The 15,826-nt window shown below is 65.9% G+C and carries 9 protein-coding genes; 1 reads left to right on the forward strand and 8 read right to left on the reverse strand.

Features of this window, described 5'->3' with window-relative positions; all coding sequences use genetic code 11:
• Positions 1–8 precede the first annotated feature (8 nt).
• From ACUJB0_RS01575 to ACUJB0_RS01610, 8 genes are all read right to left on the reverse strand, one after another.
• Positions 9–2,357 carry a PAS domain-containing hybrid sensor histidine kinase/response regulator gene (locus ACUJB0_RS01575; protein WP_444843664.1) on the reverse strand — a complete coding sequence of 783 codons (2,349 nt, stop codon included), beginning with the start codon at positions 2,355–2,357 and terminating at the stop codon, positions 9–11.
• A gap of 59 nt (positions 2,358–2,416) precedes the next feature.
• Positions 2,417–5,584, reverse strand: a complete 3,168-nt coding sequence (locus tag ACUJB0_RS01580) for an efflux RND transporter permease subunit (protein WP_444843665.1) — start codon at positions 5,582–5,584, stop codon at positions 2,417–2,419.
• A complete protein-coding gene (locus tag ACUJB0_RS01585) occupies positions 5,581–6,864 on the reverse strand; it encodes an efflux RND transporter periplasmic adaptor subunit (protein WP_444843666.1) in 1,284 nt (427 codons plus the stop codon). The genes ACUJB0_RS01580 and ACUJB0_RS01585 overlap by 4 nt, the downstream gene beginning before the upstream one ends.
• Positions 6,861–8,192, reverse strand: a complete 1,332-nt coding sequence (locus tag ACUJB0_RS01590) for a TolC family protein (RefSeq protein ID WP_444843667.1) — start codon at positions 8,190–8,192, stop codon at positions 6,861–6,863. Before ACUJB0_RS01590 ends, ACUJB0_RS01585 begins: the two co-directional genes overlap by 4 nt.
• Before the next feature lie 78 nt (positions 8,193–8,270).
• Complete coding sequence (locus tag ACUJB0_RS01595; RefSeq protein WP_444843668.1) at positions 8,271–8,663, reverse strand: hypothetical protein; 393 nt, start codon at positions 8,661–8,663, stop codon at positions 8,271–8,273.
• Between the two features lie 52 nt (positions 8,664–8,715).
• On the reverse strand, positions 8,716–9,045 hold the full coding sequence (locus ACUJB0_RS01600) for a hypothetical protein (RefSeq protein ID WP_444843669.1): 330 nt from the start codon (positions 9,043–9,045) through the stop codon (positions 8,716–8,718).
• Entirely contained in the window at positions 9,042–12,290 is a 3,249-nt protein-coding gene (locus ACUJB0_RS01605) for an exonuclease/endonuclease/phosphatase family protein (protein WP_444843670.1), read from the reverse strand. The genes ACUJB0_RS01600 and ACUJB0_RS01605 overlap by 4 nt, the downstream gene beginning before the upstream one ends.
• Positions 12,291–12,466: 176 nt before the next feature.
• Positions 12,467–14,590, reverse strand: a complete 2,124-nt coding sequence (locus tag ACUJB0_RS01610; protein WP_444843671.1) for a TonB-dependent receptor plug domain-containing protein — start codon at positions 14,588–14,590, stop codon at positions 12,467–12,469.
• A 157-nt stretch (positions 14,591–14,747) separates the two neighbouring features.
• Between ACUJB0_RS01610 and ACUJB0_RS01615 the strand changes: the two genes are divergently transcribed.
• Positions 14,748–15,824, forward strand: coding sequence for a sensor histidine kinase (locus ACUJB0_RS01615; protein WP_444843672.1), 1,077 nt, complete (start codon positions 14,748–14,750; stop codon positions 15,822–15,824).
• Positions 15,825–15,826 lie beyond the last annotated feature (2 nt).

The raw sequence follows: 15,826 nt of genomic DNA on the forward strand, positions 1-15,826 counted from the left end.
GGGAGCAACTAGCCACCGTGCGCATGGCCTGTTGCCGGATTCAGTGCCAGCAGCGCTATCCTGGTGTCTTCATACGCCAGCGCCAGGTCTTGCAGCTGTCCGGCCGCATCGTCGAAATTTTCGCCCTTGCCCATCAGCTCCAGATTGGTGCATGGCAGCCGCATGCGGTTGGCGCCCACGAACTCTATGCTCGATTGCAGGTAGTGGGCGGTCGACGCCAGCAATGGCGCGTCCTGCGCCGTTGCCGCGCTCGCCAGTTTTTCCAGCAGCTGCGGCACCTCGGCGATAAAGGAGGCGACCACTTCGTCGAGCAGGGAAAGGTCTTCGCCGATCGCCCGCAATTGCTCGATGCGGGCATGGCTGAGCACCGCATCGTCGCGCCGGCGCGTGGCCAACCTGGCGATCGCCGCCACCAGCGCCGAGCTCAACACATGCAGCTCGATGGGCTTGGCGATGTACTCATCCATGCCGGCGTCCAGGCAGCGCTCGCGGTCCCCGGGCAAGGCGTTGGCCGTCATCGCGATGATGTACGGGCTGTTGCTGCCCTTGAAGCGCTGGCGCAGGCGCTGCGTGAGCTCGAAGCCGTCCATCTCCGGCATCTGCATGTCCATCAGGATGATCTGGTAGTGCCGGCCTTCCAGCGCCGTCATCGCCTCGACGCCGTTGGCCACCACGTCGGCCTGGTAACCGAGATGACGCAACAGCTGCCTGAGCACTTTCTGGTTGATCGTATTGTCCTCGACCACCAGAATGTCCACCGCGGCGGCCAGCCCCGGGGCGACGGCGGCCGGGCGGGGCGGGGCGGCGGTCGCGTCGCGCTTGCTCAACACCTGCCGCAGGGCGTCCAGCAGGGCGCGCGGCTTGATCGGCTTGTTCAGCCACGCGGCGAACATGCCGCCGTCCAGGCTGCTCCCGGCCTGCCGGTGGCCGACCGAGGTGAGCAGGACAAGCGGCAGCGTCGCCCGGTCGCGCATCTTGCGCAATTCGCCCGCCAGGCGCACGCCATCCATGTCGGGCATCTGCATGTCGAGCACGGCCACGTCGAAGGGCGCGCCATGCCGCACCAGGTCGATGGCTTCGGCCGCGGAGGCCGCGGACAGGCCCTCCATTCCCCACAACAGCGCCTGCCGCATCAGGATGCGGCGGTTGGTGGTGTTGTCGTCGACAATCAGGATGCGCTTGCCTTCCACGGTCGCCGAGCGATCCCGCAGCACATCCTCGGCAAGCTGGTCGTCGCTGGCCTCGGCCACCATGGACAGCGTGAAGGTCGAGCCTTTTCCCACCTCGCTTTGCAGCGTCAGGCTGCCGCCCATGATCTCGGCCAGGCGCCGGCTGATCGTCAAGCCCAGGCCGGTCCCGCCGTACCTGCGGGTGGTGGAGGCGTCGACCTGGGTGAACGAGCGGAAGATGTTCTCCTGGCTGTGCTCGGGAATGCCGATGCCGGTGTCCCTCACGGCGAAATCCAGGCAGTAGGTGTTGGCATCCCGGCTCTCCGCGCTGACCGTCACGACCACCTCGCCGTGATGGGTGAACTTGATCGCGTTGGACAGCAGGTTGACCAGGATCTGGCGCAGCCGGGTGGCGTCGGACAGCATGGTGGCCGGCACGCCGGGCTCGATGATGTAGGCCAGGTCGAGGTGCTTCTCTCCCGCGCTCGACGCCACCAGGTCCAGCGCATCCTCGACACAGCGGCGTATTTCGACCGCATGGTGTTCGAGGTCGAGGCGGCCCACCTCCATCTTGGAGTAGTCCAGCAGGTCGTTGATGACCGCCAGCAGCGCCTCGCTGCTTGAACGGATGGTCTCGGTGTAGTCGCGCTGCTCCTCGTCGATGCGGGTATGCAGCAGCAGGCTGGTCATGCCGATCACCGCGTTCAGCGGCGTGCGAATCTCGTGGCTCATATTCGCCAGAAACATGCTCTTGGCGCGCACGGCCGCTTCCGCCGTTTCCTTGGCCTGTTCGAGTTCCTGCTCGTAGGCCTTGCGCTCGGAGATGTCCTGCAGGATCGCGGTCAGGATCACCTGGCCGTCCTCGCCGGATTTGGAGATCGTCGCCTCGGCCGGGAATTCGGTGCCGTCCTTGCGCACTGCGTAGATGGTGCTGCGTTCGCCCATCCTGCGCGCGGTCGTGTCACCGTGCCGGAAGGCGGACACGCGCGCGGCGTGCCCGGAACGATAACGCTGCGGAATCAGCAGCTCCAGGCTTTTCCCCACGACCTCGGACGCCGCCCAACCGAACATGCGCTCGGCGCCCCGGTTGAAGAGGATGATGCGCTGGCTCTCGTCAGTGCAGAGAATGGCATTCTCCGCAATGTCGATGATGTTGCTGAGTTGGTCCGGGTTCAGTGGATGGGGCATCGTTGGTTCAGGGGTGCTCGGACAATAATATCCGCCATCCTAACACTCTTGCGCAACGGTTAGCCGGGCGGCGCCTGACCGGCGGCCAAAATGGCTTTCCTTCCCCGCAGGGACCGGCGCCGCATCAGCAGATACGCGGCTGGCACCACGAACATCGACAGCAGCGGCGCGGTGATCATGCCGCCCACCATGGGCGCGGCGATGCGCTGCATGACCTCGGACCCGGTGCCCGAGCCGATCATGACCGGCACCAGGCCGGCGATGATCACCGCCACCGTCATCGCCTTCGGCCGCACGCGCAGCACGGCGCCTTCGCGGATGGCCTCCAGCAGGTCTGCCTCGCCGCAAGCGCCGCGCGCCAGCCGGGCCTCCCAGGCGTGCTTCAGGTACAGCAGCATGATCACGCCGAATTCGGCCGACACGCCGGCCAGGGCGATGAAGCCGACCCCGCTCGCCACCGACAGGTTGTGCCCCAGCGCCCACAGCAGCCAGATACCGCCGGCCAGCGCGAACGGCAAGGTCGCCATGATCAGCGCCGCCTCGTCGATGCGCTTGAAGGTCAGGTACAGCAGCAGGAAGATGATCAGCAGCGTCATCGGCACCACGACCTTGAGCTTGGCGGTCGCCCGCTCCAGGTATTCGAACTGTCCAGACCAGGACACCGAATAGCCGGCCGGCAGCGCGACCTGGCTGGCGACCCGCTGCTGCATCTCGCGCACGGCGGCGCTCAGGTCGCGGCCGCGGATGTCGACATACACCCAGCCCGACAAGCGCGCGTTCTCGCTCTTGAGCATGGGCGGGCCGTCGACGATACGGATCGCGGCCACGTCGCCCAGCCGGATCTGAGCGCCGCGCGCGGTCAGCATCGGCAGGTCGCGCAGCTTCTCGACCGAGTCGCGCACCTCGCGCGGATAGCGCACATTGATCGGGAAGCGCTGCAAGCCCTCGACCGTCTCGCCGATGTTGTCGCCGCCGATCGCGCTCGACACCAGGCTCTGGACGTCGGCGATGTTCAGGCCGTAGCGCGCCGCCGCGTCGCGGTCGATATGGATGTCGACATACCGCCCGCCGTTGAGCCGCTCGGCGAGCGCGGACGAGACGCCCGGCACGCCCTTGACGACCCGCTCGATCTCGCCGGTGATGCGGTCGATCTCGCGCAGGCTGGCGCCGGCCACCTTCACGCCGACCGGGCTCTTGATGCCGGTGGCGAGCATGTCGATGCGGTTGCGGATCGGCGGCACCCAGATGTTGGACAGGCCCGGCACCTTGACGGTGCGGTCGAGCTCTTCGACCAGCTTGTCGGGCGTCATGCCGGGCCGCCACTGGTCGCGCGGCTTGAACTGGATGGTGGTCTCGAACATTTCCAGCGGCGCCGGGTCGGTGGCGGACTCGGCCCGGCCGGCCTTGCCGAACACCGTCTGCACCTCCGGCACCGTCTTGATCAGCCGGTCGGTCTGCTGCAGCAGTTGCGCGACCTTGCCGGCGCCGATGCCGGGCAGGGCGGACGGCATGTACAGCAGGTCGCCCTCGTCCAGCGGCGGCATGAATTCGCCGCCCAGGCGCGCCATCGGCCAGGCGGTCACCAGCGCGACCAGGCCGGCCACCACCAGCGTGGCCTTGGGACGGCGCAGCACCGCCTCCAGCAACGGCCGGTAGAGCGCGATCAGCCAGCGGTTCAGCGGATTCTTCCGCTCGTCCGGGATGCGACCACGGATCAGGTAGCCCATCAACACCGGGATCAAGGTCACGGCTAGGCCGGCCGCCGCCGCCATCGCATAGGTCTTGGTGAACGCCAGCGGCGCGAACAGGCGGCCTTCCTGCGCCTCCAGCGTGAACACCGGGATGAAGGACAGCACGATGATCAGCAGCGAGAAAAACAGCGCCGGGCCGACCTCGGCCGCCGCGTCGCCGATCACGGTCCAATGTTCGTCGCCGGCCAGCTTGCGGCCGGGATGGGCGTGGTTCCAGGCCTCGATGTGCTTGTGGGCGTTCTCGATCATCACCACCGCGGCGTCGACCATGGCGCCGATGGCGATGGCGATGCCGCCCAGGGACATGATGTTGGCGTTCACGCCCTGGTAGGACATGACGATGTAGGCCATCAATATGCCCAGCGGCAAGGACACGATGGCCACCAGCGCCGAACGAAGATGGAACAGGAAAATCGCGCAGACCAGGGCGACGACGATGAATTCCTCGACCAGCTTGTGTCCGAGATTGTCGACCGCGCGCTTGATCAGGCTGGAACGGTCGTACACCGGGACGACCTCCACGCCGGGCGGCAGGCTCGCCTTGAGCTTGGCGAACTTGGCCTTGACCGCGTCGATGGTCACCAGCGCGTTCTTCCCGGAACGCATGACGATGACGCCGCCGGCCACTTCGCCTTCGCCGTTCAGGTCGGCGATACCGCGCCGCATCTCCGGCCCCAGTTCCACGCGCGCCACGTCGCCCAGGCGCACCGGGACGCCGGCCTCCGTGGCCGTCAGCGGAATCTTGCGGAAGTCGTCGAGCGACTGCAGGTAGCCCGATGCGCGCACGATGTACTCCGCCTCGCCCAGCTCCATCACGGAACCGCCGGCCTCCTGGTTGGCCCGCTGCACCGCCTCGATCACCGCGCCGTGCGGGATGGCGTAGGCGCGCAGCTTGGCCGGGTCGAGCACGATCTGGTATTGCCGCACCATGCCGCCGATGCTGGCCACCTCGGAGACGTTCGCTACCGTCTTCAGTTCGAACTTGAGGAACCAGTCCTGGTAGGCGCGCAGTTGCGACAGGTCGAGCTTGCCGCTGCGGTCGACCAGCGCGTATTCGTAGATCCAGCCCACGCCGGTCGCGTCCGGGCCCAGCGCGGTCTTGGCCTGCGCCGGCAGGCGCGACTGCACCTGGTTCAGGTATTCCAGCACGCGCGACCTGGCCCAGTAGGGATCGGTGCCGTCCTCGAACAGGATGTAGACGAAGGAATCGCCGAAGAAGGAATAGCCGCGCACGGTCTTCGCGCCCGGCACCGACAGCATGGTGGTGGTCAGCGGGTAGGTCACCTGGTTTTCCACGATCTGCGGCGCCTGGCCCGGGTAGCTGGTGCGGATAATTACCTGCACATCCGACAGGTCCGGAATGGCGTCGAGCGGCGTGCGCGCCAGCGACCACACGCCCCACGCGGCGATGAAGACGGTCGCCAGCAGGACCAGGAAGCGGTTGACGATGGACCAGCGTATCAGTTTCGCGATCATTTCTTCGCTCCCATCGGCATGGCGTCGTCGCGGCCGTCGTCGCGAGGGAGCGGCATGGCCGGGGCGCCGCCCATGCGGGTGGCCGTGCCCTTCAGGCTGGCCTCGGAGTCCAGCAGGAACTGGCCCGACAGGACGATCTTTTGCCCGGCGGCCAAGCCCTTGCGGATCTCGGTCATGCCATTGCCTTCGGCGCCGAGCTCGACATCGACCGGCTGGAACTTCCCGCCATCCTGGGCCAGCAGCACGACGCTGCGGGTGCCGGTCTGGATCACAGCCTCCGATGGAACCAGCAGCACGTCGGCCCCACGGCTGGAGCCGAAGGTGACGGAGGCGTACATGCCGGGCACCAGTTGCCCGCCCGGATTGGCCAGCTCGATCCGCGCCTTGAGGGTGCGGGTGGCCGCGTTCACTTCGGGCAGCACCGCGCCGACCTTGCCCTTGAAGACGCTTCCCGGCAGCGCCTGCGCGCGGGCCTCGGCGGCGTCTCCCGGCCGCACCCTGGCCGCCACGCTTTCGGGCACTTCCGCGTTGACCCAGACGGTGGACAGGCCGTTGATGCGGAACAGCGGCGCGCCCGGCGCCACGGTCATGCCTTCGCGGGCGCCAAGCTCGGCGACGACACCGCTGGCCGGCGCGCTAATCGTGACGCGCGCATGAACCTTGCCGCTCGACTCGACCAGCTGGATTTGCGCGTCGCTCATGCCGGCCAGGCGCATGCGCTGGCGTGCGCCGTCGACCAGCGATGCGGTGTCGCCACCCTGCATGCGGCGGGCCGCCAAATATTCTTCCTGCGCCGCGATCCAGTCGGGCACGTACAGCTCGGCAAGCGGCTGTCCCTTCCTCACGGGATCGAGCGGAGCGCGCACATACAGGCGCTCGATGAACCCGTTGCTGCGGGCCTGGACCAGCGCCACGTCGCGCTCGTTGTACGCGACACTGCCGACCGCGACCACGCCGGAGGGCAGCCTGCCGCTGGTGACCAGCGCGGTCCGCACGCCCAGGTTCTGCTGGACGTGGGGGCTGATGGTGATGCTGCCGTCGTCGCCATCGGCGCCGCCATAGACCGGGACCAGTTGCATATCCATGTAGGGCGACTTGCCGGGCTTGTCGAACTTCTGTCCGGGAACCATTGGATCCTGCCAGTAGAGCGGTTTCCTGGCTGCCGCGGGCGCTGCCGGCATGGCCTTCATGGCTTGGGACGCGCCCAATCGGTAGGCCCCGTATCCGCCGGCGGCAATGGCGAGCGCGATCGGCAGCGCAAGTATTTTCTTGTTCTTCATTTTGATTCCTGTTGACGGTTATTGCTTGCGTGTCCGGTGGCCGAGTCCTCGGGAGCGAGGAAGTTCAGCTGCGCCCAAAGCCGCGCTGTATCGAGCTCTAGCTGCAATGCCTGCAGGCGGGTTTCGGTCTCGTTGCGTCTTGCCGCCAGCACCTCGGCCAGCGTTGCCTTCCCACCCCGGTAGGCGGCCAGCACAACTTCGCTGCGTTCGCTGGTCAGCGGCAGCGTTTCGCGCGTGTAGCGGGACAGCCGCTCCTTGCCGCTCTGCCATTCGACGATCTGGGTGCGGACCTCGGCCTCGTGGCCGCGCAGCATCTCGTCGCGCTCGGCCTTGGCTTGTTCCACCAACGCGAGTTTGCCGGCCAGCTCGCGGTCCTGGCGGTTCTTCCGGTCCCATTGCAGCGGCACCGAGATGCCGATCGATACCATGTTCGAATAGGCAGAGCCGCGCTGCTGGAACGCGACCTCCACGCTCCAGTCGCTGCGCTGGTTCGCCTGGGCCAGATTGGCGTCGGCCTGCGCGATGTCCTGCTGCCGGGTCAACACCGCGACCTGCGGGTGATGGGCGAGGAGGGCGCCCGGCTCGGCGGTGTCCATGCGGATAGTGTCGATATCGGGCTTGCCGGCCACTGCAGCCTCCGCGCCGGTCCACCTGGCCAGCACCGTCCGGGCGACGCTTCGACGGCGCGCGATTTCGCTGCCGCGGTCATCGAGGGCGAGCAGGGCGGAGCGGGCCGCGAGTATATCGGCCTGGCTGCCGCGTCCGCCGCGATAGGCCGCCTCGGCCGCTTCGATTTCCTGGTGTGCCAGCGTGGCCTGTTTGGCGATGGCCTCGGCCATCTGATCGGTATAGAAAACCTCCAGCCACGATATCGCGGTGTCGCGCTGGATAGCGGCGGTGGCGGCTTGCTTCTCGGCCTGGGCCTTGTCCGCCTCACGCTCCAGGCGCGCGGAACGCCAGCGCAGCTTGTCGGCACGCGTCAATTCCTGCGACACGCCGATGCGGCGCATGGTCATGAAGTCGCTGCCTATGGTCAGCCGGTCGGAGCCGTTGATGGGCAGGTTGTCGACGCCAACTTTGAGAACGGGGTCGGGCAACTGGCCGGCCGCGACCGCCATTTCATGCGCGGCGTCGGCCGCATGGTCCTGCGCGGTCAGCTGGCGCGAACGGGCGACCGCAAGTTGTTGGGCCTGGCCCAATGTGAGCTGCTGCGTTTGCGCGTGCGCGGCGTGAGCGGCCAGCAGCAGCGCGAGCGCAAATTTGATCTTCGACAGTTTGCGAAAACTGCCGGCGGGCGCATGACGATGCGCGAAGAACGGGGATGACATGGTACCTCCAGAAAGCGACGAACAACATCGCGCTCGCCAGGCTCGGCGATGCGATGACGGACTAGGCGATCTGGTGGATTAAATGCGGAAGCAGCAGTTGCGGATGGCGACGGGCGGAGCGGTCGTGCGCGTCAGGGCGACAGGGCGGTAGGATGCGGCGTCAGGCAGCAGGACGGCGTCGACCAGCTGCAGCTCCAGTATCAGCGCGCTCGGCACGAATGGCGGCACGTCGGGCGCGGGGCTGTCGAGCGACTGTTTGGCGGGCTCGCCGTTGGCATGCAGATGGCAGAGCTGGGGTTGCGCTGCATCCATGTCCTGGCAGTCGGGCATGTCGACCATGGCCACCGGACCATCCTGGCTTCCCGCCGGCACGCCAGGGCAGACGTACGACGCCACAGCGAGCTGCATGTACAGCATGCTGAAAAGCGCGACGATGGCCGTCAGGAGGCGTGTGAAACGGGTGGTCTTCATCGGGGAAGCTCGGTCGATAACCCGAATAGCGTAGGCTGGAACAGATGGGCTGTCAAGTCGTCGATGCGCGGATCTCGTCGGCGCGCGCGTCGACGACCGCCAGCCGCTCCTGCTCCGTGAGGCCGAGCTCGCCGATCCAGTCGCGCACGGCGGGGTGCTCGTAATACGCCGCGCCGAGCACGAAGAGCCGCCGCACGAATTCACGGATTCCGTCCGGCGTGCGGAATCCGCGCGCGATGGCGGCCTCGATCCCGGCGAGCACGACTGGCCGTGGATCGCCGCCGCCCGGCGCATGCGGGGCCTCGGCAACCAGCTCGTCGACGAAGGCATCGGCCCGCTTGGTCGCGAGTGCCGCGAGCCGCTGTGAGTCGATGCGGATCATTGCCATGGGTTGCCATAGTACTTGAGGAGCAGGCCGATCCAGTACTGCTCGACGATCTGCAGCAGGTTCTTCGTTGTGCTCAGACGATGAAGCGTGTTTTGTGCCCGCACGGTGTCGACCAACAGGACCATCTCCTTTTTGAGCATGATGTCGTCCCGGCAGCGCGGCTGGATGTTGAGCATGGCCTTCATGATCCTGGCCTCGTTCCAGGGTGCGTCCGTGCTCACCGCTTTCCCCTGGAGGCATCGGCGCTTGCCCTCCAGGTTGGAGCGGTCGGACGATGCGAGCGGGAACAGTCCGAGGCTCCCGGCGAGGTTGCATTCGTTGCCCGGGTCGACCTGGGAAAACACTTCAGCTATCGTGTAGCGCTTCTCTTCGATGCCTAGCAACACCAGGATGCCGGTCAGGTAGGACGAGTTGTCCTTGTTCGCCTCCACGCCGAACATCGTCACCAGGAGGGCGGCGAGCGCCTGGCGGTACGCGGCATCCTCGGTTTCGCACTGGCCGGTCCGCAGGAATCCGAGTGCGAGTTTGGCAAACTCGACCGGGTCTTTGCGGGCGAACTCCCTCGCGATCCTGGGGTAGCTCCAGTCGTTCTTGTCGTCGCCCTCGTCTTCGGCGACGTCGAGGATGTCGCTGTCATCGTCGTCGACGGGTTCCACAACCGGCTGGGCCGCCTTCGAGTTCCTCCTGGCCCTGGCCTTGGCAAAGAGGATACGTGGATGCTTGCGGGCGGCGAGCGTATTGCGGACCGAGCAGAGCTCCCGGTCAATCTGGATGCGGTCGCGACCGATGAGGATGCACGGATTCTTCCAGAAATACTCGGTGTCCTGCACAATCGCGAGCGCACTGCTGCGGCTCTTCACATGGAGCAAGTGGCCGGCCATGACTGTCCAGCCGTTGCCGCCGCAGATCCAGAGCGGCGGATTATTGAGCATCCATGAGGCGAACTGGCTGTTGTTCGCGTTGAGGAGCTGCCGGCACACCCGCGCGGCGGCCTGCACGAGCTGATATCCGGTGAGGCACCCATCCGAGGTCTTCAACGATGTCTGTTCGTCGCAGGTGCCGCAACAGTTCGCGAAGTTCGGGCAGGGAGTGCGTCTGCGGGCGCTCGAACAGTACTCGATGGGCAAAAACGCGGGCAGGTCCACCAACGCGGGGAAGCGGGGCCGCACCGGTTGAACCACCGGGCGCCATTTCGGCTTGACCATGTCGATCTCGACGATGACGGGCAGGTGGTCGCTCAGCACGTTCGCGAGGGCGAGGTAGACGTTGATCTCGAACAGCCGTTGTCTCTGGTCTTCGCGAACGTACTTGACCGCGTTTCTAGATGCCTTGTTTGCCCAGATGTCTTCCTTGTTAAAGAAATCCGTCATCGGATCCTCCTCCAGAGCCGACGCCGCCGCCTCACGGCGGATGAGCTCGATGTGCGGATGGCTGTTGTTCATGTCCACAAAGCGCTTGAACGACGTGACCAGCGCCGCCGCGAGCACACTGGGTTCCCCAAGAAATTGACTAAGGAACCCGTCCTCGATAGGTCCATAGTCGCGCTCCACAAGGTCTTCATCGTCGTTGCTCTCGTCGACAGAGGAGTTGGGCGTCCCGATTTCGATGTCATCGGGGTTGATGCTGGCGTAGTTCTCGCCGAGGTTCGACCTGAGGTTCGCAAGCAGCGAGGGCTCGCTGGGCGCGAGCTTGAGCAACTGGTTCCACGGTTCCTTCGCCATGCCGGAAGGTAGCGGCTCAGCCGGTTTTTCGCCGACACCCAGCCTGTCGCGCACGTCCTCGGGCATCACCGCGCCCAGGAGATTGATCACTTTCGGCTTGAGGTCGCCCCACGCGTAACCCTCGGTGGTCCGCACCAGCACCTGGTCGAAGTTCGAGTAGACGAAGTTCTCGAGTGTGAGCTCCTCGTCATAGTGTTGCGCCCCTCGCTCCCGCGTACACGCCATGTGGACCGACATGCGCAGCGTCGTGCGAAAATCGTCCGAATAGCCGAGGTTGGAGAGCATGCCGGCGCTGGTGAGCGGGTTGAACGCCGCCTCGGCCGCCGCGAGCACCTGCTCTTCATCGGTGGGCAGATCGGGACCGGCCTTCTCCTCGGCCTCTGCCAGCGCCTCTTCGGCATCCCTCACCGTCTGCTCGAGCTTTTCGCGATGCTTGTAAAGCGCCGAGGCCTGGCCCTTTCGTGGGTCCAGCTCGAATTTCGCCAACAGTTTTTGGGTCTCATGGCGCTGCAAATCCGCCTTCACTATCCTGTCCTGACTCCTCTTGCCCTTGCTTTTCCGCGCCGCCGCATACTCCGCGTTCCACATCCGCAGGTCCAGCAGCAGTTGCACGATCTGCGCGGTGGGATCCTCGTCCTGCAGGGCATTTGCGAGCAGTTGCCTGTCTTTGGCCAGGGCATTCAGCGCATCCAGGTACTTTTGGTAGGCAATGTTGTACTCGTCGATGTGACGCGCGGCAGCCTCCCTCGACTTCATATCCATGTCGTCGTAGGTCTGGGCCTCGCGACGGCGGACGTGGTTTGCGGCCTCCTCGTCGAGGTTGAAGTCCGCGCAGAGTATCGTGTACGGAAACTTGTCCGGCTCGGCGAAGACCGGCAGGTTCCCGAGCGCCTTGATCGCGTGGCAGGCGAGGGCGTAGTCCTTGTCCGCGACCGAAGGCGCGTGGAAGATGATCACGCGGAACTCGGGATAAAGCGCGAAGTGCGGGCTGGTGCGCCGGGGCCGGAATACGGCTTGCGCGGGCCGCCGGGTCATGACGGTCGAAGCCGTATCGACCTGGCGCTTGCCCGACGCGTCCCTGGAGTAGCCGAACTCCTCGCCGACGAGATCGAAGCTCGCCAGCTCGAAGAGCTGCTCGTTGTAGACGACGGCGTAGGTCTCCAGACCGTTGCGTCCGCCGGCGCCGGTGTAGGTGCCGGGGAAACGCACGCGCCACGGCGTCTCCGACAGCTCCTTCATTTTCTCGACGATGCTGACGGCGTGCTTGAGCCCGAAGCCTTCCATCACCTCCATGATGCAGATAACATCAGCGTTCATGCGCAGCATGATGGCGGCCAGGAGCGCGGTGACGGCGGGCTCCTGGTGGTGGAACTGCTTGCCGAGCGTCTTGATGTTCCACGAAGCGACACGCAGTGGCGGCGCGTTGTCGGCGTTGTCGCGGCAGTTTTGGCACGCGCAGACCGGGCACATCGGTTCACCACAGACGCCGCACGGCTCCATGACCGCGCTTGGATGCACGCTGCAAGTCATCGCGGGAATCTGGTCAAGCCCGCGGACACCGCTGCGTTGATGTCAGCGACGGAATTCATGATGTGAACGCCACCTCACTTGGTTTTTTTGCATTATGAATTTTCCATCGCAACGGGTCAAGCCCGGTGTCCCAGGCATCCGGGCGGATCAGGCAGGCGTCGGTTTTATTGCTGTATCTCGTACTGGATTCGAACAAGCGGGCGCTGCGTACCGGCGGAAAGTCGCGTGCTCGCATACAGTCCGTCATCGTACCGTTGGCCGGAAAGCCGTGTGGACTGCAGTAAGTTGGCCAATGTCAGGCGCAGCCGCCCGCCGGCTGCCGGCCAGGATGCATAGGCCTCCAGCTCCCGAACGACACCGGTTTCCTGCACCAGCGACTGCGATGTGCGGGCGCGCCATCCGCCGACGAAACGAAAATTCGTGCCGGCGGTGACGCCTTGCGGCATGTGCAAATCGAGTCCGATGTTGGCCGTCAGCGGCGCCTGGTTGCCGAGGCGGTTGTCGGGGCCGGCCAAGCCCTCGACGCGCGACCAGTTGCGGCTCAGGTTGGCGCGCAGCTCGGCTGTGGTGCCGCCGGCAACCGAAGCCTTGAACGGCACGCGCGCATCGACTTCGATGCCGTGGACATTGGCCACGCCGCCATTGGCCGGGCTGCTGACCCAGACCCCATCCTCTTGCCACAGCCTGAGCTGCACAACATCCTGGATGCGCCGCGCGTACGCGGACACGCTGACCATGGCATCCCGCGCAAAATAGGACTCCAGCGCCGCGTCCAATCCCCAGGCCAGTTCGGGGCGCAGCGATGGATTGCCCTGATAGTCCGGCTGCGTCGGTCCATTGTCGTTGTTGACCGTGTAGCGCCGAGGTACCAGGTCGCGCGGCTGCGGCGCCTTGTAGGTGCGTGCCAGCGCCACGCGCAGCTGGTCGCGCGCGCTATCGGGCAGCTTCCAGACCACCTGGACCACCGGACTCCACACCCGCGACGCGGTCGCTGCTTCCCCCGGACCCCATGTGCGGGTATCCAGTCCCTCCCAGCGCAGTCCGAGATACGCTTGCAGGCGCGGGGTGACGCTCCACTCGTCCTGCGCGAACAGCGCCAGTTGTTCCACGCTGGCGTTGTAGTCCTGGTCCAGCCGGTACAGGGGAGGGCTGCCGGGCCCCAACGGGCCGGTGTCGCGCTGGTGGCGGCCCTCTTCGCGCCGGACATCGGAAGCGTCCCAGCCGATCGCGATGTCATGGCCGGCCATCAGCGGCGCCAGGTATTTGCCGCTGGTGGTGGCGCGGCGCTCGTAGGCCCGCGAATCCACTGCGCGATTCAGCCACGGGGTGCCTTGCGGATCGATGCCGTGGAACAGGTAGTCGCCGTCGCGGTGATTCGCCTCGATCCCCGCTTTCAGCGTCAGCTTGCCGGTTTCGAAGCGCTGCATCCAGCTCAGGTCGGACTTGACCAGCCAGTTCTTGAACACTCCGCGCCAGTTCGAGTCCGGGGACGCGGTGGGCGCGCCCAGCAGGGTCGTCTCGGACTGCACTCCGCGCGCGTCGACATGCGACAAGTCCACCAGGCCTTGCCAGGTCAGCGTATTGCCGCCGTCGAGCTTGACGTCCGCGCGCGGCGCGGCGCTGAGGCGGCGGGTATGGTTGCGGTCGTCGTCCTCCAGCCGGCGCAGCGAGGTGCCGCCGGCATCGGTGGTTCGCTCATCGGTACCGGTCTGTTGCCTGCTGCGCGACTCGCTGGCGGTGGCGGTGACGCCATAGCCGACCGCGCCGCTGCGCTCCGTCCACTGGACCGTCGCCGTGGGGCTGGTCTCTCCCGCCTGACGGTCGGCGCTGAGCTTGGCGGTGCGCCGGGGCGCGCCGGCGGCCTTGCGCAAGATGATGTTGATCGATCCGGCCACCGATTGCGCGCTGGCGTCCACCTGCGCGCTGCGCTGGATCTCGACGCGCTCGATCAGCTCCGGCGACAGCGTGGCGATGTCGAAGTTGGCGGGCGCCGGCTGGCCGTCGATCAAAATCTGGGTGTAGCCGCCGCCGAGGCCTCGCATGCGGATTTCGGTGCCGACGATGCTGATGCCCGGCTGACGCTTCAGCGCGTCTGCCAAGGTGGTTTCGCCATAGCGCTGCAGGTCGTCGCGGCCAACCACGATGCGGCCGACGGCGTCGTCGCGGCGCAACTGGCTGCTGCCCGGCCCCCGCACCTCGACTTGCTGCAACGGTGGCGTGTCGTCGCCGGCCGCGGCGGCAAAGCTCAGGACGAGAAGGGGAACTGGCCGCAATATGGAAAGACGCATGATGGTAGTGAGGGAAGTTGAAGTGCGGCCAGCGTAGCCGACGGCATGCGGTCGCTCTAGCGCCGTGTGACGAGTGCCTGCGCCTGTGGGATGAAGCGGCAGCCATCCGCACAATTCGGACTGTTATACTCCGCCACAAATATTGATATCGTTGCCCATGTCCGCAAAATCACGCGCGTTTTTGACTAACTTCGGCCTCTGGACGCTGCTGTGCGCAGTCGCCGGCGTGAGCACCTATGGCGATGCGGCGCATGATCGCGACTTCCGCAGCTACTGGATGATGACGCTGGGTTGGTGGTGCGGCTATGCGGTGATGATGGTGCAGAGCTACGTGCTTTACCTGGTCTACCAGCGCCATCCTCGCTGGCTCGGCACCCGGCGCCTCATCGTGCGCGGCTATCTGTTGTACATGACCTTGTGCTGGCCGGTGGCCATGCTCGGCCTTGCCTACCGTCGCTGCTTCAAGTTCGACCTGGCGCCTACGCTGGCCAACGCCTGGCACTACTGGATCTCAATGGATAAATTCGAGTGGTTTGTGGTGTTTATCCTGTTGACCCTGGCATTTGGCGTGGTGGTGGCCGGCTTGCTGTGGCAGCAGCGGCAGCAGCAAACCCGCGAGCTGGCCTCCATGCGCTTGTCGCTGGAGCGGCAGCGGTTGGCCGCGCTGCGCGGGCAGCTCGAACCCCATTTCATCTTCAATACGCTCAGCGCGATCGGCGCCATGGTGAGGACCGACGACAAGCCTGTCGCGCTGGATGGACTGTCGCGCTTTGGCGACCTGCTGCAGTATGCGTTGTTGAGCAGCGAGCGCGACTGGGTCAGCCTGAAACAGGAACTGCAGTTCGTGCTGGATTATCTGGAATTGCAGCATCTGCGATTTGGTGCGCGGCTACGCGTCAGCATCGAGGGAGAGCATGTGCTGGATGAGGAAGTGGAATGTCCGCCGATGCTGTTGCAACCCCTGGTCGAGAACGCCTTGCGGCACGATCTTGAATGCCATGGCGGCAGCAGCGATATCAGCGTCACGTTCGCGCGCGAGGGCGAGTTTTTGCTGGTCAGCGTCAGCAATCCGATCTTCGACCAGGTGGCGCCGACCGCGGGACTGGGGATCGGCTTGCGGGGGATCCGGGCCCGGCTGCTGCTTGCCTACGGCAACCTGGCCTCGCTGGATATCGCGCGGACTGATGGACGATTTGTGGCCGGACTACGACTTCCATGGCAAGTGGCGGACTGAGC

The sequence above is a fragment of the Duganella caerulea genome (genome assembly GCF_040362985.1).
Classification (GTDB): Bacteria; Pseudomonadota; Gammaproteobacteria; order Burkholderiales; family Burkholderiaceae_D; genus Rugamonas; species Rugamonas vulcania.

Coding starts and splice junctions, on each gene's coding strand:
- ACUJB0_RS01615 (WP_444843672.1), top strand. CDS start 14,748: ATGTCCGCAAAATCACGCGCGTTTTTGACTAACTTCGGCCTCTGGACG.
- ACUJB0_RS01575 (WP_444843664.1), bottom strand. CDS start 2,357: ATGCCCCATCCACTGAACCCGGACCAACTCAGCAACATCATCGACATT.
- ACUJB0_RS01580 (WP_444843665.1), bottom strand. CDS start 5,584: ATGATCGCGAAACTGATACGCTGGTCCATCGTCAACCGCTTCCTGGTC.
- ACUJB0_RS01595 (WP_444843668.1), bottom strand. CDS start 8,663: ATGAAGACCACCCGTTTCACACGCCTCCTGACGGCCATCGTCGCGCTT.
- ACUJB0_RS01590 (WP_444843667.1), bottom strand. CDS start 8,192: ATGTCATCCCCGTTCTTCGCGCATCGTCATGCGCCCGCCGGCAGTTTT.
- ACUJB0_RS01585 (WP_444843666.1), bottom strand. CDS start 6,864: ATGAAGAACAAGAAAATACTTGCGCTGCCGATCGCGCTCGCCATTGCC.
- ACUJB0_RS01610 (WP_444843671.1), bottom strand. CDS start 14,590: ATGCGTCTTTCCATATTGCGGCCAGTTCCCCTTCTCGTCCTGAGCTTT.
- ACUJB0_RS01600 (WP_444843669.1), bottom strand. CDS start 9,045: ATGATCCGCATCGACTCACAGCGGCTCGCGGCACTCGCGACCAAGCGG.